Below are 21,678 nucleotides of genomic sequence, written 5' to 3' on the forward strand. Positions count from 1 at the left end.
AGTGTTTAGTTTCATCCTTCGGGCAGCTACAGTTGAAGTAACTGGTGCGGTTCGTAGGTAACCATAATTAACATTACATCACTTGTACCCCTGGCAGGATGGCTCCTGGCGTTCGTTGTACTCGCAGCTACAACCAGTTGGGAAGGTTGACACCTGGCTTCTGGTAGCATTTTACTATTGAAACAATATGCTGGTCCAGCGGTATAGAACAGATTTCCTAAATCTGTTCCTGCATTCTCCCTAATTCAACGGTACAATAAACAAGGCTGACGACCCAGGGGCCGAAGTCCAGTAAGAAGCATCAATTGACGTAGAATAATCTGCTGGCGAAGTGGAAAATAGCCTTTTGTAAAAACTATGCCTGTTCAAGGGATATACAGCCATTTTATGCCGCGTCTTATGGACTGCATAATACTCATTAACAGGCAATGAAACTGGTTTTATATTGACAATCTGGTCATCAATTGAAAAAGAAGCCTTCTGCAAGGCTGGTTTTTTACTCATTTCAAGTATTTTTCTACTCTTTTCAACGGCGCTTTCAGGGGGAATATACTGACCGGACTGGTAAAACTTATACCAACGTTCCGAGTAATATTTTTCGGTAAATGGCGGATATATGTCTAACATACCGCTATACCGCCAATTAAAAAAATGAGCGAACAACAGCCGGGAATGTATGTCGAACATAACAGTATAACGACTGTAACTTGTTAACCCAAAAAGTAATCCCGCTATTAACGCAATCCTGACAATACGTTGACTCTTCTCAATCCAATTTATTAGCAAAATATAGGTTAAAGAAATAACTATCGTAGAATATAATTTATAGCGGCTTACGGAGAGGACACTATGTACGTCCCGATTAAAGCTAATTGCTGCAATTGTTAGCAGAGTAAAGGCTAAGCAGCATATAAGAAATTGTTGAGGCTTATTGTGCCTGATAGGGTGAACAATGAATCTGTGGTAGCCTACGAATACAAGCGCACCTAGTACAGAAAGCCCCAGCAATAAAGATAAAAAAGAGAAAGTTTGTGTGTAAATGATGCCACCAACTAAACTTGTAAATACACGTAGAAAATTAAAAATATGGAATGATTCGCCAAAACCTTTTCCTGAATGCTCATTGGCAGAAAACCCTTGCCAATACAAATAAATACTGCCGGCACCCACAATAAGCCATACTATTCCCAAAAACCACTCTCTTTTGTAAAGCAGCAATAATATGCCTATGAGGAACACAAACATGCCATTCGCACTGGTAAAGACAGCCAATATGGCTACAATAACAGGTAAGAATTTATTGTTTTTAAGGGTTAACTGATAAAAAGCTATTGTAGATAGGGCAATAACACCAATATTCTGTAGAGCAGCCATACCCCAATACATTAATTCATAATGCACTGGCTGGAGTAAGACTAATAAAACTGGTATAAATAGTTTTATGCGATGATTTGTAAACTCCGTTTTGAAATACAGATAAAGAACCAGAAACAATAACACATTCCCAATAATAATCCACCCTATTACATTAATGACCTGACCCTGAATATGGTAAATCAGAATAGTTACAAGACGAGGAATTACGATTCTGTGCTCGTTATGGAAAGCAAATAAGGTTTTGTATTTCAGATACCAACTGGGTTCATGGTGAATATCGTAAAGGGAGGCCAATACTGATAAGTCGTCAGCAAATGGAATATTCTCCGCGTAGACTACTATGGTTAGCAAATAAATTAGTGCTACAAGTACCCCAACAACATACCACCTGAGCGGATACACAGTGACAAAAAGCTGTTTTAACATATAGAACTTTAAGGTGTGGCAGGGAATAAAAATTCCTTAATTATCAACTAATTATCTCTAAAAATAGCTAGTTCAAAACGTATTGAAGGCTGAGATTTCTCTGCAAGTCATAAGAGGATACCTTATGCCGACAGATGGCTAAATGAACCAGATAAAAACCCTTGATGTGTTTATTAAAAATAAGAAGACGGGTAATTAATTTGCCCAAAAATACATCAATAGAGGGTACTTTACATGATGAAATCCAGAAGCTGGAAATTTGTGGTGCCCAGGGATGTGTTCCCAATTGCAGCTAAGCGCCTGTTACGCATGAATACAGCTCCGTGTAGCCCCTGGCCAACTGCCAACCCGTCGGCAACCACCACAGGCTCAGCTAAGCAATTATCTATCAACCCATTAAACTACCTTTCAGGCATCTCCGCCGGTGCCTGCTCCTCGAAAAAGTACCCTGGCTGACTCAGTTCAGCTATTCTATCGCGTGATGAAACTGGGCTGTCGGCACGGCCTACAATTAGGGAGCCGTTAGATTGGATTTAACCATTAATTAACGTAGCCAGGGCTGATCGTCTCCGAGGAAGCCAGCGTAGCTTCCTGTGATTTGCGAGTATCTACTTACACCCTGTACCAGCGGTTAAATGGACCAGCGTATTCCTAGTGAATACAATGACAGATAGTAAATAACTGTGCGTGAAGCACATAAGAAATGGGAAAGCAGCATAGAGAGCAACAACGTATAAACTTGTTGAAACCTGGGACGTTGGTCAGTAAGTTTACGCGTTGTTGCAAAGTACGAACCAGTAATCTCCCTCAGCCAACCAATAAACAAGCGATGTATATACCGGCTAAGCTTACATATTATATCAACCTTTGGTGGCTATTAATCAGCATTATTATTTCGTTGGGAGCACAGGCGCAACCAACCCGTAATCAACCAGCCAACGGCCCGAAAAAGCAACTACTCACTAAGCCAAACGCGACCGGGCACGGCCCGATTGAGCGCAGCCCGACTGACCGTAGCCCGACCCGGCGTTTTTTCGGGATGCACTTCGATTTCCACGCTAACTCCAGCGATGCTCAACTTGGTCGGAACCTTTCGGAGCAAAGCCTGGATTCGTTCCTGACAGCCGTAAAACCAGACTTTATTCAGATTGACTGCAAAGGCCATCCGGGCGTTACCAGTTATCCCTCCAGGGTGCCTAATGCCACCGCAGCCCCGGATTTCGCTAAAGATCCACTGGCGTTTTACCGGGCTGTAACCCGAAAACACGGCGTAGCTTTGTACGTGCATTATTCGGGTGTTTTTGATATCGCTGCTCTGCAAAAGCATCCGAACTGGGGTGTTGTAAAAGCAGATGGCAGCCTGGACAAAGCCAACACATCCGTATACGGGCCCTACGCCGATTCCCTGCTCATTCCGCAGTTGAAGGAGGTAGCCGATTACGGTGTTGATGGCGTTTGGATAGACGGCGACTGCTGGGCAACGATCCCGGATTATTCACCAGTTGCTCTCGCCCGGTTTCAGGCAGCAACGGGCATACCTGTTGGTCCTGGGCATGACCCGCCCCGCTCAGAAAAGGATGCGAATTACGACGCGTTCAAAAACGCGGCCCGTCAGGCATTTATCCGGTACGTTGGGCATTATACCGACGAACTGCACAAACACAATCCTGCCTTTCGGGTGGCTTCCAACTGGGCGTATTCGTCCATGATGCCGGAACCAATCACCACTAATGTCGATTACCTGTCGGGCGATTTAACGCCTGGCAATAGTGTCAATACGGCCGCCATGGAAGGGCGGATTCTGGCGGCCCAGGGCCAACATTTTCATAAACCGTGGGATTTGATGTCGTGGACTTTCTGGTATCAGTTCGGCCCTACCATGAGTGGCGACCAGAAAACGGCGGTACACATGAAGCAGGAGGCTGCCGAAGTCATTGCGCTCGGTGGTGGCTTTCAGGGCTACGTCCGCCAGAAGGGCGATGCTTCTATTCCACTGAACGAACTGCCGGTTATGACCGAACTCAGCCAGTTTGTGCGGGCGCGGCAACCGTTTTGTCAGGGCATCACCCCTATTCCGCAGGTAGCCGTTTTGTATAGCGATGCCACCGTCAGGAAGTTTGACCAGAAACTGTTCAGTCGGGATCAGGCCTACCGGATGCAGGGCGTACTGACTGCCCTGCTGGATGCTCAGTTTCCGGTGGGGGTTCTTTCGGAGCATCACCTGACCGGCCGCATGAGCCAGTACCCGCTCATTGTGGTGTCGCAGCAAGATTCACTGGCTCCGGCGTTCCGGCAGGAGTTGCTGGATTATGCCCGGCAGGGGGGAAACCTGCTCCTGATTGGAGTAGAAACAACCAGGAACTTCGCCAATGAACTGGGCGTCGAACCCATTGGTCAGGCGACGGCCAGTAACCGATGGGTTCATTACGGCGGGGCTACAATGGTACTCAACTCGCTGTTTCAACCCGTTCAGCCAAAGGCCGGTGTGGCTTCTTTTGGGCAGATAAGCGCCCGCGAATATGATGCGATACTGCCGGGCGTTGCGGCAAGTACCGTACCCTTCGGCAAGGGGAAACTGATGGGCGTATACGCCGACTTAAGCCAGGATTATATTCAGCACCAATCATCCAAGGCCCGTGATTTTATAGCCACGCTGACCCATACCCTACTACCCAATCCGGTAGTGACCGTAACAGGCTCTCATCTGGTGCATGTCATAGCCAACCGATTGGGGAGTCAGCTAGCCATAAACCTGATCAACACCGGCGGCCGCCACGCCGACCCACGCGTATTTACGTACGACGAAGTACCGCCCCTCTCGAACCTGACCATTACGATTCGCACCGAAAAAAAACCCTTCAAGGTTGTACAGCAACCGGAGAATACTGCCCTAGCGTTTACTTATCAGGCGGGTATCGCCACTGTTACGGTACCAAACCTGTTGATTCATTCGGTTTTGGTTGTGGAATGAAGCTATTAACACAAATGAATCCACCAGATCAGTTCCGGTCAGAAAGCCCGTAGCCTATAAAAGACATTGCCCAAATAACAGGAGAAACTACCTTTGACTTTCTTTGGTACGTACTACCTCAATTTTCATTTTCATGTCTGACATCAAACTAACACTTGGCGAAAAAACATATTTCCCATTCGTCGAGAAACCGATTCAATACGAAGGCCGCGAGTCTGATAACCCGATGGCGTTCAAATTCTACGATGCCAATCGTACCATTCTGGGAAAACCCATGAAGGATCTGTTCCGGTTTGCAACCGCTTACTGGCATACCTTCTGCGGTACCGGGGCCGACCCCTTTGGTCCGGGAGTGAAGCATTTCCCCTGGGATGCCAACGCCGACCCACTCGCTGCGGCCCACGACAAGATGGATGCAGCGTTTGAGTTCATCACCAAAATAGGCATGGAGTTTTACTGCTTTCACGATGTGGACGTGGCGCCGGAAGGCAACTCGAATGCGGAGTTTGAGAAGAATTTCCGCGCCATTGTGGATTACGCCAAACAAAAGCAGGCGGCTAGTGGCGTCAAACTACTCTGGGGTACGGCCAACCTGTTCTCGCACGAACGCTACATGAACGGAGCCTCTACCAACCCCGATTTTCATGTGCTGGCGCATGGCGGCTGGCAGGTGAAAAACGCCATCGACGCCACCATTGAGCTGGATGGTTCGGGCTACACGTTTTGGGGAGGTCGTGAGGGATACATGTCGCTGCTGAATACGAACATGAAGCGCGAAACGGAGCACCTCGGCAAGTTCCTGCAAATGAGCCGGGACTATGCCCGCAAGCAGGGGTTCAAAGGAGCGTTCTACATCGAACCGAAGCCCATGGAGCCCAGCAAGCACCAGTACGATTTCGACGCGGCTACGGTTGTTGGCTTCCTGAATCAGTATGGTTTGCAGGATGATTTCGAGTTAAACATCGAAACCAATCACGCCACCCTGGCCAACCACACATTCGCCCACGAATTGCAGGTAGCCGCCGACAATAACATGCTGGGTAGTCTCGATGCCAACCGGGGCGATTACCAGAACGGCTGGGATACCGACCAGTTTCCGGTGGACGTATATGAGCTGACCGAGGCCATGCTGGTCATTCTGGAAGCCGGTGGACTGAAATCGGGCGGGGTAAACTTCGATGCTAAAACGCGCCGGAACTCCACCGACCTCGAAGATATTTTCATCGCCCACATTGGCGGGATGGACACCTTTGCACGGGCGGCCATTGCTGCTGAAGCCATCCTGAATAAATCCCAGTATAAAAAACTCCGTACCGACCGGTATGCCAGCTTCGATTCGGGCGAGGGAGCAAAGTTCGAAAAAGGGGAGTTGACCCTCGAGAACCTGCGCGAGTACGCCATGAACAACGGCGAGCCAAAACAACGCAGCGGCCAGCAGGAGTTGTACGAAATGATTGTAAATCAGTATATTTAGCCTCCAAACAGCCCTTATCGGTGTTGAAAACCGATAAGGGCTTTACACAACAATCGGATGTACACACTTATAGGTATAGGCGTGCCGGAACTCATCCTTATCCTGCTGGCAGGCGCCGTAGTTTTTCTCTTGCCTATAATGGCCCTTGTAGATGTAGTCCGGAGTGAATTTCGGGGTCAGAACGATAAAGTGATCTGGGTCATTGTGATCCTCTTCCTGAATATAATTGGGGCGGCTCTTTACTTTTTCATTGGTCGAAATCAGCGAATATCATGAAGCACTTATTCCTGCTAATCACGCTCCTGTCGGGTATTTCGGCATCTGCTCAACATAACAGCAGCGAAGAAGCTGCCGTGAAAGCAACCATAAACAAGCTTTTTGCCGGCATGCAGAAAGCGGACTCAACGCTGCTAAAACCACTATTTACCCCAACGGCCCGGCTTCAGACAGTAGTAAACAAAGACGGAGCCGTAACGGTACGTGATGATGCCATAGGGGCGTTTATCAACTCTATTGGCAAAGCGAAAGCCGGTACGCTGGATGAGCGTTTATCGGGAATGGAAATCAGGATTGATGCCGACCTGGCAACGGCCTGGACGCCTTACGTTTTTTACGTTCAGGACAAAAAAAACCATTGTGGTGTCAATGCCTTTACCCTCGTAAAGGTGAACGGCAACTGGACGATTCAAACCATCATAGACACGCGCCGAAAAGACAATTGCCCGGATTTACCGAAACAATAAGCTTTCCCATTTTGTGTCCGATAAGGATCTATGCCGCCGGGACACTCTCCTTATCACCTATCTTCATCAGCCCCCATCCTACTTTTCGCCTGACTACCCGGCGAGCTACTTCGAACATACACGCCCGTTCTTCCCGCGTTTGTTATCAGGAAATTCAGTAAAATGCGTTTCTTTGACTATCCAAAAGCACTCATTCACTCAACTGGTGCCAACATCACAACAGATAATCTATTTTACCGGCTAACAATCAATGAATGCTGACATTGCCTTTGACGAGGAACGCCCTGAGCAACAATCGGTCGTTGATTACAAGAAAAATCAGAAACAACGAAAGTTGCTGGCCTATCTCTACGCCGAAGAAACCTGCACCTTGGCCCGTCTGACCAAGGTGCTCCACAGCAGTGTGCCCTCCGTAACAAATCTGGTCGATGAACTGATTCAGGACCAGTGGGTAACACCCATAGGCATGGGGTCGGGCAGCAATGGTAGGCGACCCGTACTTTTCGGTCTGAATAACCAGTATCATTATACGGCAGTGCTGGATGTCAGTACCCACGATACTAAAATCCTGTTTATGAATACGCAGCGGATTGTTGTCCACCGCTCCGACTATCCGCTCCAGTTAATAAACAACCCTGATTACATACTCTCGCTGGTCGATTGTTTTACCCTGGCCCTGACCGATTCCGGCCTGTTGCTAGCTCAACTCGTTGCCGTTGGTGTATCCATGCCGGGTTTGGTCGATGCCCGGCGCGGGATAAATCTGACGTATAAAAATCTGAGCAATGGCTACGACTCCCTCACGCAATGCCTGTCGGAGAAGCTGAGCAAACCGGCTTATATACTGAACGATACAAAGGCTACGGTGCTGGGCGAGAGCCGGTTTGGCAATGCGAAAGGTAAACAACAGATGCTGGCAATCAACATCGACTGGGGTGTTGGTTTGGGTATCCTGGTCAATGGCCACGTATTTCAGGGAGCCAGTGGATTTGCTGGTGAGTTAGGCCATATTCAGGTTGAACCGGAGGGAGAATTGTGCCACTGTGGTAAAATTGGCTGTTTGGACACTGTCACGTCAGCGTCGGCACTGGTCCGGCGGGTACAGCGCGATGTGCAGGCGGGTCAGGTGTCCAAGCTAGCTGTTTTCCGCCAGGAGGCAGACAGGATTGATATCGACGAAATCATTAGCGCGGCCCGTCATGGGGATTCGTACGCCATCGATATTCTGCACGGAGCCGGCTTGCAGTTGGGCAAGGGCCTGTCAGTGGCAATCAGCCTTTTCAACCCCGAAGTTATAATTATTGACGGCGTACTGGCCGAAGCCGCTACGTTCATCCTGAACACTATTGAGCAGGCCCTCAGCAAATACTGCCTGAGTGATTTTAGAAACGACTTAACCATTGAAATTACGCAGTTGAACGGAGCCGCCAAATGGCTGGGTACTCACGCGTATATGATGGAAGATATTTTTGCCAACTATTGACGGAAGGGACTGCAGGGGCGAGCCTGAAAGAAAAATAAAAATGGATAATGAGTAAGCAACAAGGGATAATGACAGGTTTAGCTGGTCAATGCCGGTCATTTTTCGTCATCCTTTGTACCCTGTTCACTTGTTTTCTCGTAACCGGATTTGTCCCGCAGCAACATTCGTTGCGACAACCTCCATTCCGGCAACTTCCGTTGCGAGTCCTTATTTTTCTGGATACCGAATGCCCTATTTGTCAGCAAACAGCCCGCAGGGTTCAGGAAATGGCTACCCGGTATGATAACCGGGTGCAGTTTTTAGCCATATACCCCACCGAAACGGTTACGCTGGCTGACGTGACCGAATTTAACCGGGCGTATAAACTGACCATCCCTCACCAGCTTGATCCGGCCCACAAACTGGTAAAGAAGTATAAGGCCACCACTACGCCGGAAGTCCTGCTACTCTCCGCTCAGAACAGGATTTTATACCGGGGCAGTGTCGATAACCAGTTCTACCGGTTGGGAAGAAGTCGCCCGGAACCCACCGAATTTTACCTCAACGATGCGCTGACGGCCGTTATGGTCGGCAAACCGGTCGCCATCCGGCAAACCAAACCCACCGGCTGTTTGATTAACCAGCCTTGAATTTCCTGACCGGTACTTACGTTGACAGGCTGTACGCGGCAACCGGCCAGAATAAATAACCCATTAGCAGAAAAGCCCCGACAGACCAAATGAGTAGACCAGCCAACGTGATTCCGGTGTTTGTATTGCTGTCATTCCTGACGGTTATTCAGGTATCGTTCCGGCAGCTGGACAAGCACGAAGGCGCCCAACTGGCCCGGCAGTATTGCGGCTCATGTCACCTGCCACCCAACCCTAAAAGCCTGCCCAGCCCCATCTGGCAACTGAATGTGCTACCAGCGATGGGCAGTTATGTGGGCATTCGCTACATGGGCTACGACCCGTATTATAAGCTAAAGCCAGAAGAAGTTATCCGGCTGAAAGAAGCGCATATATTTCCCGAAAAGCCGGTTATTGACGACGAAACGTGGCAGAAAATTGTGGCCTACTACGTCGAAAACTCCCCTGCCAAAAGTCCACTCGATTCAACGCGACGTTACCGCAGTAAGCCCCTTTCGCTGTTCCGTGCTCAACCCGTAGCACTGGGCAAACCAACGGGTTCGCTGGTAACCGCCGTTGCGTTTGATTCACTCCGCCAGGAGCTATGGGTGGCCGAACCGGACAAACTTTACCGCTGGAATTACACAAAGGGACTAACCCATAATTACGACCTGCCCGGCACGATTGTAGACGTATCCTTCCGGCCAGACAACCGGTTGTTTACCGAAATTGGTACGCTGCTCCCCTCCGAAATCGCCAAAGGGTCTGTTTTCTCCTTCACCGGCGATAGCCTGAAAGCCATCCTGACCAATAGTCATCGGCCGGTCTGTTCGTTGCTGGTGGATTTGAATAATGATGGGACCGATGAGTTGATTACGGCTAACTATGGTCATCGGACCGGCTCGCTTTCGCTGTACACCATTCATAACCAGAGTGATAACTCAGATGAACTATCGGAAACGGTATTACTGAAGCAACCGGGGGCTATTAAACTGTATGCGAGGGATATGAATAATGACGGCCGGAAGGACATTATTGCTCTGTTTGCCCAGAACGACGAAGCCATCTATATTTTCTACCAGACGGGTAATCTGCAATTCAGGGCCGAGAAAGTGCTTCAGTTTGAACCGCAGTACGGCACCAGCGATTTTGTCTTGCTGGATTATAACAACGATGGCATCAACGATATCGCCGTTGTACACGGCGACAACGCCGACTATTCGTATTGCCTCAAACCATTTCATGGCCTTCGCCTGCTGCTGGGCACTAAAGACCATCACTATAAAGAAGCGTTCTTCTACCCACTATACGGGGCCACCCGCCTACAGGCCGACGATTTTGATCAGGACGGCGATATTGACTTTGCCGTTTCAGCCTTTTTTCCGGAACTGACGTATCTGGCTACGGAGAGTTTCGTATTCCTGGAAAACACTAACGCCAGTCGGTTCCGGTTCACAGCCCGCACCCTGAACATGGCTACTCCCGTTAAATCACTCACTCTCGAAAAAGCGGACATCGATCACGATGGCGACCAGGATTTAATTCTGGGACAGTTCGGGTATTCGCCGGTAGCGGTGCCCCCGGCTTTGCAGCAGCAATGGGATACGGTTCCTTATAAACTCGTCGTGCTCATCAATCAACTCCGCCCCTAGTAGCCAGTGGATGGCATTACCACAATCCCTGCACCAGTTTGTTCAGTAGTTTATCCTGCTCCAGATCGTGGTTATACTCCCAAAACATAACCCCGGCCAGTTTTTTGGCTTTCACGTAGTCAATCTTGGGTCCGAATGATTCCTCATCAGCGTAAGAAATGAAGGTTTTCAATGTTGGATTCCATAGGTATGGAGCCTTTGCATCATTATCCCAGTAGCGCACATACCCGTTTTTGTTGATATACTGCTCCGTCAGCTTGTCATGACTGATAAACGAATGCTCCCCCGCAGCCGGTTGAAAAAGGCCGTTGTTCTTATCCTGCACCTTACCCCAGCCTCGTCCGTAGAACGGTAGGCCCAGTACAATTTTACCCGCAGGTATCCCCGCCCGGATGTGGCCGTCCACTGCATCGGCAGAACTGTTACGCGACTGATCACCCAGTTTAGACTGGTACAGCGGACTATGATGGCCCGTAACAACATCATTCCCATGATAGAGGTCATAGGTCATGATATTAACGTAATCCAGATACGCCTGCGCCTTACCCAACTCCGTATGGCTCACAAAAGCGGTGTCGCCACCGGTAGCCGCTGTGAGCAGGTAATGGTTAGCATCGGTACGATTGTCCCGCTTTCCCTGCACATCCAGCCCATCCCGGATTGCTTTTAAGAACAGGGTAAAGTTTTGCTTGTCGACAGGTCGAAAAATATTGCCCGCACCCACCTGCGCCGGATATTCCCAGTCAATATCAACCCCATCGAGCTTGTGTTTAACCAGTAAATTCACGGCACTAGTAGCAAATTTCGTACGGGCCGCATCGGTTAGAGCCGCATCCGAGAAATACTTGCAGCCACCCCATCCACCAATGGAGATAAGTATTTTCAGCTTCGGGTTGGCGGCTTTTAGTGACACGAGCGTAGCCAGATTGGCCTCATCCTTCTTCGATAGGGGGGCCAGTTCGCCATTTTGGGCGGGCACGGCGAAAGCGTAGTTGATGTGTGTCAGTTTGTTGGGATCAATCTGGCTTTTGGTCCAGCCATTACCCGTTACGTACCCAATAATAACGTACGGTTTTGTTGCACTCGCTGGCTGTCCGCTCACAGACGAACTGGTAGAGATGGTCAGTATCTGAACGCTGACTGTGGCCAAAAGAAGGAGCAAAAACTTCATCTGAAAAGGGTATGAGTAATTATGCTTATTTAACAATAAAATTACAGTAAAGTCCAATAATAGTAAATATTTTAAAATTCTTAGATATGTTTCGAAATATTTTTAAAAATAAGAAGATATTTGCGGGTAATCTCATTTACACCAAATAGTATGGAGATCAACAAAAACTACTATTTTCGTATAAGTGACAGACACGTAATTATTATTACTTAACCAACTAGCAGTCCTACTTATGAGACAAAAACTACGCGAAACCTTCAAGGAGGTTTTACTCTTTCTGGGCGTCTGGAGTTTGCTGGCCCTATCGCCTGCATTTGCTCTCGACAGCGAGGTAACGGGGCGGGTAACGGATGAAAAAGGCACCGATGTAATTGGCGCTTCTGTCACCATCAAAGGCTCTACCCGTGGTACCAATACCGATGCTAATGGCCAGTATAGAATCAGTGTTCCCGATGGAAATGCAGTGCTGGTATTCTCCTACATTGGCTACAACAAGCAGGAGGTAACCGTTGGAAACCGGTCGGTTATCGACGTAAGACTGGAGCCCGGCAGTTCTGTTCTGGACGAAGTGGTGGTAACGGCCCTGGGCGTAACCAAAGATACCCGCAAAATAGGCTATGCCGTTACTACGATCAATGGTGATGCGCTGACCAAAGCCCGCGAAACTAACATCGGTAATTCACTGGCGGGCCGGATAGCGGGTGTAAACGTGAAAGGAACCAATGGTGGGCCGGGCGGAACATCCAAAATTCTGCTCCGGGGCGTTCCCAGTATCAACTCGCCGGGTTCTCCCCTTATCATTATCAATGGCGTACCCATGGACAACACCCAGCGGGGTAGTGCCGGTGAGTGGGGTGGTGCCGATGGTGGCGATGGCCTGGGTAATATAAACCCGGACGACGTTGAAACCATGACGGTATTGAAAGGTCAGGCTGCTTCGGCGTTGTATGGCGCGAGAGCCTCGAACGGGGTTATCCTGATTACGACCAAAAAGGGGAAGCGTGGAGATTACGCCGTCGACTATAATATGAATCTGGTGGCCGAACAAGCCATCAACTACACGGATTTCCAGTACGAATACGGTCAGGGAATCGGTGGCGCAAAACCTGCTACGGTGGCAGCCGCTCAGGCAACGGCGCGTTTTAGCTGGGGTGCTAAACTGGATGGGACGCAGGCTATCCAGTTTGATGGCAACCAGTATGCATACTCGGCCCAGCGCGACAATATCAAGAACTTTTACCGAATGGGGTCCACCTTTACCAATACGGTATCGGTTACGAAAGGGGGCGATAATGGCTCGTTCCGTCTGTCGGCATCCAACCTCGACAATAAGTCAATTCTGCCCAATAGTGGGCTGGGTCGTAAAACCTTCACACTCACCATTGACCAGAACGTAACGCCTAAGCTCAGTGTGAGCGTACTGGCCAACTACATCGACGAGAAGGTGATGAACAAGCCAATCCTGAGCGATGGTCCGATGAACGCTAACAACGGGCAGCTGTTGGCTACCAACATCGACGAGCGGATTCTGTCTCCGGGTTTTAATCCGATAACGGGCCGGGAGATTATTTTCAGCGATGATGAGTACGTTACCAACCCGTACTTTGTTCTTAACCAGTTTGTCAATGATGTAAGCCGGAAGCGGTTGATTTCGATGCTGTCTACCCGGTATCAGTTTGCCGACTGGATTTATGCGCAGGGACGTGTTGGCTACGACAATTCTGCCGACCGTATCTTCAAGGTAACCCCTTACGGAACAGCTTTCTCGAATGGTACGAAAGGAGGGCTGGACGAACTATCAAACGCCCAGCGTGGGGAGTTGAACATCGACGGGTTGATTGGTATCAACAAATCAATCACGTCCGATTTGACCCTCGATGCCCTTCTGGGCGGTAACATCCGGAGGAACAACTACGAGAAAATCGGCGTGAGCGGTAGTCCCTTCGTACTGCCTTACCTGTACAGTTTCAACAACGTTGTCAATTTTGGCCGTAGCTATGATGTGGCCAATACGGAAGTGCATTCGGGTTATTACAGCGTTGACTTAGGCTATAAAAACTTCCTGAACATTACCACAACGGGTCGGTATGATGCGTACTCGACCCTACCATCGTCGGCACGGACCATCTTCACGCCCTCTGTAAATGCGGCCTTTGTTTTCAACGATTTCCTGAAAATACCAAGCCTGAGTTTTGGTAAGCTGCGGGCGGGTTACGCCGTTACCAGTGGTGAACCCACCACCCCTTATGGTACCAGCATATACTACGGCGTAGGCAACGCCATCAATAGCATTGCAACGGGTAATTTCAGTTCTAATCTGCCCAACCTGTTTTTGAAGCCGTTCACCAAAACCGAACTGGAGGTTGGCCTGGAGCTGAAGTTTTTCGGCAATCGCCTGGGCTTCGATCTGGCTTATTACACCCAGCAAACGCACAACGAAATCCTGCCGGCTCAATACAGTGCGTCGACCGGATTTACCAGTGGTGTGGTGGGCACCGGTTCCATCCAGAACCGGGGTCTGGAAGTGCTGATAACGGGCACTCCCCTCAAGACTGCCAGTTTTGGCTGGAACACCTCGCTTAACCTCACATCGGTACAAAACAAAGTGCTGCAAACCGATGCCAACAATAACCCAATCGGCTTGGGATCCAACCGGGCCACGCTGGGCAATGCTACTACGGCGTTTGTAGTGGGTGAGGCCGGGCCGCAAATTCGGGCGTACGACTACAAATATGCCGCTAACGGGCAAATTGTGGTGGATGCTTCCGGGCTACCCGTTCGAGGAGAATTAGTCAATTTGGGTACCGTTCTGCCAACGCTTTACGGCGGCTGGAATAACGATTTCACCTACCAGGGATTCAATCTGTCGTTCCTGATCGACTACAACTACGGTAATAAAATCCTGTCGGCTACTGAAAACTACGCTTACCGCCGGGGGCTACACCAAGCCACACTGGTAGGTCGCGAGGGCGGTATCACTACGGGCGTTGCAGAAGGGGGCGCAGCCAATGCGGTTACAGCCACCGCTCAGGCTTACTACACGGCCTTAGCCAACAACGTAACCAAAATCAGCGTAGTGAACGGTGATTTCATCAAATTCCGTCAGTTCTCGTTAGGCTATACCATTCCGGCCAGTGTACTGACCAACGTACCGCTGATTCGGACGGTGAGCGTATCGCTCGTGGGCAGAAACCTGTTTTACATCACCAAAAAGGCGACCAACATTGACCCCGAATCTACGTTTGGAGCCAATCTGCAATACGCCGGTATCGAAGGCGCCAGCCTGCCCGCATCCCGTACGTATGGCTTCAACCTGAACATTAAGTTTAAATGAAATCAATCATGAAAAAAACGCTCATAGCCATAGTATTCCTGACCGGGCTGTTGCAGGTGTCGTGTACGGAAAATTTCGATGCACTCAACACCAGTCCAACCCAGTCATCGGCGGCAAGTTTCGACGCTAACCTGCTGCTACCCAGTATTGAGTTCAACAGTGCTAACACGTTAACCGGGTATGCAGGGGCTATTCTGTTCCAGAGCATGTGGGTACAGATTCTGTCCTCTACCAGTTCCGGAGCGGCCACGTATTACTCCAACGGCGATAAATACGTGATTTCGAGCAACACGAACGCGTATATTCAGAGTGTCTGGAATAACGATTATAGTGCCGCCAGCTACGCTTTCCAAATGGAGCAGCTCACGGCCGATAAGCCAGCGCTGGTTAACCTGAACAACATTGCCAAAATTATGCAGGTGTACTGTTTTGCAACCGTTACGGATGTGTATGGCGATGTACCTTATACGCAGGCTCTCCAGGCTAAATCGGGTACGACACTACCCGCCTACGATTCGCAGCAAAGTATTTATATGTCGATGCTGGCCAAACTTGAAACCGCTACGGCTGCTTTGAGTGCTGCGTCTCCATTACCGACGAATGACGCGTATGCCTACAAGGGCGACGTCAGCAAATGGAAAAAATTTGGCTATTCGATGATGCTCAAATTAGCCATGCGTCTGACCAAGGTGGACCCCGCTACGGCTAAAACCTACGCCGAAAAGGCCGCTGCCGGGGGTGTGTTTGCCAGTATCGATGATGACGCTTACATTATGTCCGACAACTCGAAAGGGTTTACCAATGGAAATGGTGCGGCCCTGAGTACGCTGGCCGACATTTACTCGGTGCGCTGGAGCAAAACGCTGATTGACTACCTGAAGGCTACCAATGACCCGCGCCTGAGTGTGTCGGCTGAGGTGCCTCCCGCTGGCTTAACTGCTAACCAGAGCATTGACGTAGTGGGCGATAAGACCCCGGCTGCGCAAATAGGCCAGCCCAATGGCTACGACCTGAACGGGGGCGCCACCGACATAACCAAGGCTCCCAATTATCCGGGTGGTACGGGGACAGGGGCCGATGCTACCCCCATCGGGAAATATTCGCGTCCTACGCTGATCTACCGTAACCGCGACGCGCCAATATTTGTGCTGACTTATGCGGAGACCGAACTGCTGCTGGCGGAAGCCGCTACTCGTGGCTTTACTGTACCGGGCACGGCCGCCAGTCACTACAAAAATGGCATAGTAGCAGGCATATTGTCGCTGGCCAAATATGGTGCGACAGCCGCCATTAGTCCAGCCGTGGCAACCGCTTATGCTGATGCCAATCCGCTGGTAGCGGCCAATGCGCTCAAGCAAATCAACGAGCAGTATTGGGCTACCACTGGCCTGCAAATGAACTTTGTAGCCGCCTGGAACAACTGGAAACGGTCAGGATTTCCGGTGCTGACCCCCGTAAATTATGCCGGCAACTTTTCGAATGGCATGATTCCCCGTCGGCAACCGTACCCAACCGGCGAAGCAACGCTGAACGCGGCTAACTACAATGCCGCAGTTGGTAAACTGACTGGCCCATCAGACTGGATCACCCGGATGTACTGGGACAAATAGAACACATAACGACCCGACCCGGCACTAATTCAATTCCTGCCGGGTCGTTTTTTTACCGTTATAGCTTTCACTTCATCAACAAATTGTAGCCTAGCCGGATGGGGGAAATTTCCTGCATCCGGCTAACTTTACTTACTGGTTCGTTATAGGAGCATCTATGAATACACTGTTTCTCCCCTTAACACCGCTCAGAAAACACTGCTATAGGGTACTTACGGCCGCTTTGTGCCTGCTTGCTTCACCCCTCCTTGCCCAAACGACACTTTTTCAGCTTCTTCCCGCTTCCAAAACGGGTATCGACTTTACCAATCAGATTGACGAAAACGAAAGCCTGAATGTGCTGGCTTACGAATATTTTTACAATGGCGGGGGCGTAGCCGTTGGCGATATAAACAACGATGGCCTGCCCGACCTTTTCTTCACCGCCAACCTCAAACCGAACAAACTCTACCTGAACCTGGGTGGGCTAACATTCAAAGACATCACTACCGAAGCAGGTGCAGCACTCGCTGGCCGGTCCGGCGGCTGGAAAACGGGGGTCAGTATGGCCGATGTAAATGGTGATGGACTCCTCGATATTTACGTGTGCTACTCCGGTAAAACGGACGACGATAAGCGCCGGAATCAGCTTTTTATCAACCAGGGCAAATCAGGTAGCGCAGCCGTTCGATTCATTGACCAGGCAGCCCAGTATGGTCTGGATGACCCCAGCTACAGTACGCAGGCTACTTTTTTTGATTACGACCGCGACGGCGACCTGGATATGTTTCTGCTGAACCATAACGTCAAAAAATACGACAACATGGAGCTGGCCCGACTGCACGGCGAAACAGACGAACGGGCGGGCAACAAACTCTACGAAAATCAGAAAGGGCATTTTGTCGATGTCTCCAAAAAAGCGGGCATTTTCCAGTATCCACTCACCTTTGGCCTGGGCATGATTACAGCTGATGTGAATCAGGATGGCTGGCCCGATATCTACGTCACCAACGATTATAACGAACCGGACTACCTGTACATAAACCAGAAAAACGGCACCTTCAAAGACGAAACACAGGCTCGCTTCCGGCACCTGTCCCAATTCTCGATGGGGGTCGATATTGCGGATTTCAATAACGATGGCCTGCCCGACGTAATGACCCTCGATATGTTGCCGGAAGATAACCGGCGGCAGAAACTGCTCCAGTTGCAGGAAAACTACGAATCGTTTGAGCTGATGGTGCAGCAAAAACTCCAGCACCAGTTCATGCGGAATATGCTGCAACTGAATAACGGCGATGGCACTTTCTCCGAGATTGGACAACTGGCCGGGGTATCTAATACCGACTGGAGCTGGTCTCCCCTGCTGGCGGATTTTGACAACGATGGCTACAAGGACCTTTTCGTAACTAACGGCTACCTGCGGGATTACACCAACAAGGATTTCCTGAAGTACTGGGGCGATTACAAAGTGCGGAAAGCCATTGACCGGGAACCCGTCCAGCTCATGGATTTGGTAAAAGCCATGCCCTCAACCCGTATTCCAAACTACATTTTCCGGAATAATCACGACCTTACCTTTACTAACAAGCAGCAGGATTGGGGTGTAAATACGCCCGCTATCTCCAACGGGGCCGTCTACGCTGACCTGGATAATGACGGCGACCTCGAACTGATTGTCAACAACATCAATGAACCGGCTTTTGTCTATCAGAACCTAAGCCGGGAGCAGAACAAGTCGGCCTATCTCCAGCTAAAACTCGTGGCAACGGGGAATAACCGAAACGCCGTGGGCGCGCAGGTAACGGTGTATGCCGGAAAAAACCGTCAATACCAGGAGTTGAACCCCGTTCGCGGATACCTGTCCAGCCAGTCGGGTACCCTGCACTTTGGCATGGGCACCGCTACCGTAGCCGACTCTATCCGTATCATCTGGCCCGACCAGTCCCGGCAATCACTCACGCAGGTGGCCATAAATCAGCAGTTGACCATTCAGCAGCAGGCCACGCCGGAACAGAAAAAAAGTCCTTCGCCCAAACCGGTAGAAACCGTTTTAACGAAGGTCGACCCCATGTTGCCATACACGCACGAGGGCTACACCGAAAATGACTTCAAACGCCAGCCGCTCATGCTCTGGATGTACTCGCACACGGGACCGGTACTGGCAAAAGGAGACGTTAACAAAGACGGACTGGATGACCTCTTTACCAGTGGCGACCAGCAAAAAACGGGAGCCGTGTGGATTCAGCAGTCGGGGGGTACATTCAAAAAAGACGAGGGACTGACTATCGGCGACGAAACCGTTTCGGCTGTTGCGGCCGCCGTTTTCTTCGATGCCAACGGCGACGGATTCGATGACCTCTACGTGGCTAAAGGCGGCTATTCGCTGTTTGAGGTCAATACGCCATCCCTACAGGACGAGCTTTTCCTGAATGATGGCAAAGGCCATTTGAGCCTGTCGCAGAACCGGCTTCCTAACCTGAGTGCCAGCAGTAAATCCTGCGTTCGGCCCTGGGATTATGATGGCGATGGCGACCTCGATGTATTTGTGGGCGGGCGGGTTGTTCCGGGGCGTTACCCTGAAGCCCCTCTATCGTACCTGCTTCAAAATGACGGTAAGGGAACGTTCACCGTTATCCAAACACCTTTCTCAACAGCTGGCATGGTTACCGATGCCAAATGGGCCGATATGGACAGCGACGGACGGGCCGACCTGGTGATGTGTGGCGAGTTTATGCCGGTCAAAATCTACCACAATACCACCGCTGGTTTCGTCGACAAAACCGAACAGTACTTCCCGGAAGCAGCACCCGGCTTCTGGTTCTCGCTGGCCATCACTGACCTCAACGGCGACGGCAAAAATGACATTGTTGCCGGCAATCTGGGGACCAATTCGCAATTAAAAACGTCCGTTCAGGAGCCGGCGGAATTACTCTACGCCGACTTCGATGATAACGGCTCCATCGACCCGTTTTTCTGTTTCTATATTCAGGGCAAAACCTATCCGTTTGTCAGTCGGGATGAATTGAATGATCAGCTATACGGTATGCGCCGGAAGTTTGCCTACTACAAGGATTACGCCAATGCCACGGCTACCGATATTTTCCCCGCCGAAGCACTGGCTGGTGCCAAAAAGCTAACCGTCACCGAAACCCGCTCTGTCTGTTATTTGAGCAATGGGACTGCTTCGCTTACGAAATACGTACTACCCATTCAGGCCCAGTTTGCACCGGTAGCCACGATCATGGCGCAGGATTTTGACCACGATGGGCAAACGGACCTGTTGCTGCTGGGAAATAAATCCGACAATCGGCTTAAAATTGGGGGCATGGATGCGAACTACGGCTGTTTGCTGACGGGTAACGGCAAAGGCGAATTTACGTACGTTCCACAGCTCCGTGCCGGGCTGACCATTACCGGCGACGTGAAATCGGTGGTACCCATTACTGTCAACAAAACGAACCAACTACTGATTGGGGCCTTCAATCAGCCACTTCAGGTGTATAAACCAACAAAGCCATGACACGACTGCTACTTTTCTGGCTGCTGTTCGGCTCGCTGGCCTACGCTGAACCAACGCCCCCCAGACCGATAGACGCTCATTTGCAGCCTTCGGTTTTTGCGCTGACGATGGTCATGATTCATGATGTGGCCAGTCCGCCCGCGGCCAGCCGTTTTTATACGTACTGCCTGCTGGGTGCGCACGATATTGTGGCCCAGCATAAGAAAGAAATCCCGTCGCCCTCCCGGCTCATCCACGATTTTCCGCTGGTTTCACTGGGCACCAAAACGGGATATGACTACCAGGTGGCGGCTCTTTACTGCATTCTCGAAACCGGGCGCCAAATTCTGCCATCGGGTTATATGCTGGAGGAAGAACAAAAGAAACTTCTCGAAAGCCTGCTGAAAGAAGGCTATAGTCAATCGATTATCGACCAGTCGGTACTAGTGGCGCAGGCCGTTGCCAAACGCGTGCTGACGTATGCAGCTACCGATAACTACCGGATACTGAGCACCAAAACCCGGTATCGCCCTATCAAAGGGGAGGGCTACTGGTTTCCCACTCCTCCCGGCTATATTGAGGCCATTGAACCCAACTGGCGAATCATTCGCCCCCTGATGCTGGACTCCTGCGCTCAATTTAAACCCGCCCCACCGGTAACCTTCAGCAAGGACACAAGCAGTACTTTTTTTGCGCTTGCCCGCGAAGTGTATGAAGTGGGGAACAAACTCACAGATGAGCAGCGGGCCGTTGCGGCTTACTGGGACTGCAATCCGTTCGCCATCAACACATCGGGCCACATGTCGATTGGCTTCAAGAAAATAAGCCCCGGTGGGCACTGGATGAATATAGCCAGTCTGGCTAGTACCCAGGCTAAACTACCGTTCGGACAGGCCATTATGGTACAGTCGCTGGTAGCCATGACGCTAATGGATTCGTTTATCAGTTGTTGGGATGAGAAGTACCGCAGCAATCGAATTCGGCCCGAAACCGTCATTAATCGCTATATCAGTCCGCGCTGGCAACCCCTGTTGCAAACGCCCCCGTTTCCTGAATACACCAGTGGACATAGTGTTATTTCGACGGCGGCAGCCGAGATACTGACCTACCTGATGGGGGATAATTTCGCTTTTACCGACAACACCGAAATCATTTTCGATTTGCCCGAACGGTCATTCACGTCGTTCAAGCAGGCGGCTGAGGAAGCGGCCATTTCCCGCTTGTACGGTGGTATTCACTATCGGGATGCCGTTGTAGACGGTCAGGCGCAGGGCCGGATAATCGGCCGGTTTATCCGTCAGAAAATAAAGCAGGCCGGCGTAATCCCCATCCATTGAACCAAAAACGC

The 21,678-nt window shown here is 50.4% G+C and carries 13 protein-coding genes; 11 read left to right on the forward strand and 2 right to left on the reverse strand.

From position 1 onward, the window contains the following. Window positions 1-240: 240 nt before the first annotated feature. Window positions 241-1,803, reverse strand: coding sequence for a hypothetical protein (locus tag B156_RS0108635; RefSeq protein WP_018619284.1), 1,563 nt, complete (start codon window positions 1,801-1,803; stop codon window positions 241-243). 829 nt (window positions 1,804-2,632) lie between these two features. Between B156_RS0108635 and B156_RS0108640 the strand changes: the two genes are divergently transcribed. The 7 genes from B156_RS0108640 (at window position 2,633) to B156_RS0108670 (ending at window position 10,734) form a co-directional block, all read left to right on the forward strand. Then, the gene (locus B156_RS0108640) at window positions 2,633-4,774 is read left to right on the forward strand and encodes a type 1 glutamine amidotransferase family protein (RefSeq protein ID WP_018619285.1); all 2,142 of its coding nucleotides are present in this window, start codon (window positions 2,633-2,635) and stop codon (window positions 4,772-4,774) included. A 133-nt stretch (window positions 4,775-4,907) separates the two neighbouring features. Then, entirely contained in the window at window positions 4,908-6,248 is a 1,341-nt protein-coding gene (xylA, locus tag B156_RS0108645; protein WP_026260700.1) for a xylose isomerase, read from the forward strand. Between the two features lie 57 nt (window positions 6,249-6,305). Further along, window positions 6,306-6,524, forward strand: a complete 219-nt coding sequence (locus B156_RS0108650) for a PLDc N-terminal domain-containing protein (RefSeq protein WP_018619287.1) — start codon at window positions 6,306-6,308, stop codon at window positions 6,522-6,524. Continuing rightward, entirely contained in the window at window positions 6,521-6,991 is a 471-nt protein-coding gene (locus tag B156_RS0108655; RefSeq protein ID WP_018619288.1) for a nuclear transport factor 2 family protein, read from the forward strand. Before B156_RS0108650 ends, B156_RS0108655 begins: the two co-directional genes overlap by 4 nt. A gap of 250 nt (window positions 6,992-7,241) precedes the next feature. Continuing rightward, the gene (locus B156_RS0108660; protein WP_018619289.1) at window positions 7,242-8,474 is read left to right on the forward strand and encodes an ROK family transcriptional regulator; all 1,233 of its coding nucleotides are present in this window, start codon (window positions 7,242-7,244) and stop codon (window positions 8,472-8,474) included. Window positions 8,475-8,641: 167 nt separating this feature from the next. Further along, window positions 8,642-9,103: a redoxin domain-containing protein gene (locus tag B156_RS28930; protein WP_245563704.1), complete on the forward strand. Its 462-nt coding sequence runs from the start codon at window positions 8,642-8,644 to the stop codon at window positions 9,101-9,103. Between the two features lie 89 nt (window positions 9,104-9,192). Next, the gene (locus B156_RS0108670) at window positions 9,193-10,734 is read left to right on the forward strand and encodes an FG-GAP repeat domain-containing protein (RefSeq protein WP_018619291.1); all 1,542 of its coding nucleotides are present in this window, start codon (window positions 9,193-9,195) and stop codon (window positions 10,732-10,734) included. A 16-nt stretch (window positions 10,735-10,750) separates the two neighbouring features. On the opposite strand, the gene B156_RS0108675 is transcribed toward B156_RS0108670, so the two are convergent. After that, the gene (locus tag B156_RS0108675; protein WP_018619292.1) at window positions 10,751-11,905 is read right to left on the reverse strand and encodes a glycoside hydrolase family 18 protein; all 1,155 of its coding nucleotides are present in this window, start codon (window positions 11,903-11,905) and stop codon (window positions 10,751-10,753) included. Between the two features lie 232 nt (window positions 11,906-12,137). Between B156_RS0108675 and B156_RS0108680 the strand changes: the two genes are divergently transcribed. From B156_RS0108680 to B156_RS0108695, 4 genes are all read left to right on the forward strand, one after another. Beyond that, on the forward strand, window positions 12,138-15,239 hold the full coding sequence (locus tag B156_RS0108680) for a SusC/RagA family TonB-linked outer membrane protein (protein WP_018619293.1): 3,102 nt from the start codon (window positions 12,138-12,140) through the stop codon (window positions 15,237-15,239). Next, window positions 15,236-16,849: a SusD/RagB family nutrient-binding outer membrane lipoprotein gene (locus tag B156_RS0108685; protein WP_018619294.1), complete on the forward strand. Its 1,614-nt coding sequence runs from the start codon at window positions 15,236-15,238 to the stop codon at window positions 16,847-16,849. Before B156_RS0108680 ends, B156_RS0108685 begins: the two co-directional genes overlap by 4 nt. 223 nt (window positions 16,850-17,072) lie before the next feature. Next, window positions 17,073-20,351: a VCBS repeat-containing protein gene (locus B156_RS0108690; RefSeq protein ID WP_018619295.1), complete on the forward strand. Its 3,279-nt coding sequence runs from the start codon at window positions 17,073-17,075 to the stop codon at window positions 20,349-20,351. Continuing rightward, on the forward strand, window positions 20,348-21,667 hold the full coding sequence (locus tag B156_RS0108695) for a vanadium-dependent haloperoxidase (protein WP_018619296.1): 1,320 nt from the start codon (window positions 20,348-20,350) through the stop codon (window positions 21,665-21,667). The genes B156_RS0108690 and B156_RS0108695 overlap by 4 nt, the downstream gene beginning before the upstream one ends. Window positions 21,668-21,678: the final 11 nt, after the last annotated feature.

This window comes from Spirosoma luteum DSM 19990, from assembly GCF_000374065.1.
GTDB lineage: Bacteria > Bacteroidota > Bacteroidia > Cytophagales > Spirosomataceae > Spirosoma > Spirosoma luteum.

Bases quoted from the DNA above. Each gene is read 5' to 3' on its own strand.
- B156_RS0108635 (WP_018619284.1), bottom strand. From the start codon at position 1,803: ATGTTAAAACAGCTTTTTGTCACTGTGTATCCGCTCAGGTGGTATGTT.
- B156_RS0108640 (WP_018619285.1), top strand. From the start codon at position 2,633: ATGTATATACCGGCTAAGCTTACATATTATATCAACCTTTGGTGGCTA.
- xylA (WP_026260700.1), top strand. From the start codon at position 4,908: ATGTCTGACATCAAACTAACACTTGGCGAAAAAACATATTTCCCATTC.
- B156_RS0108650 (WP_018619287.1), top strand. From the start codon at position 6,306: ATGTACACACTTATAGGTATAGGCGTGCCGGAACTCATCCTTATCCTG.
- B156_RS0108655 (WP_018619288.1), top strand. From the start codon at position 6,521: ATGAAGCACTTATTCCTGCTAATCACGCTCCTGTCGGGTATTTCGGCA.
- B156_RS0108660 (WP_018619289.1), top strand. From the start codon at position 7,242: ATGAATGCTGACATTGCCTTTGACGAGGAACGCCCTGAGCAACAATCG.
- B156_RS0108670 (WP_018619291.1), top strand. From the start codon at position 9,193: ATGAGTAGACCAGCCAACGTGATTCCGGTGTTTGTATTGCTGTCATTC.
- B156_RS0108675 (WP_018619292.1), bottom strand. From the start codon at position 11,905: ATGAAGTTTTTGCTCCTTCTTTTGGCCACAGTCAGCGTTCAGATACTG.
- B156_RS0108680 (WP_018619293.1), top strand. From the start codon at position 12,138: ATGAGACAAAAACTACGCGAAACCTTCAAGGAGGTTTTACTCTTTCTG.
- B156_RS0108685 (WP_018619294.1), top strand. From the start codon at position 15,236: ATGAAATCAATCATGAAAAAAACGCTCATAGCCATAGTATTCCTGACC.
- B156_RS0108695 (WP_018619296.1), top strand. From the start codon at position 20,348: ATGACACGACTGCTACTTTTCTGGCTGCTGTTCGGCTCGCTGGCCTAC.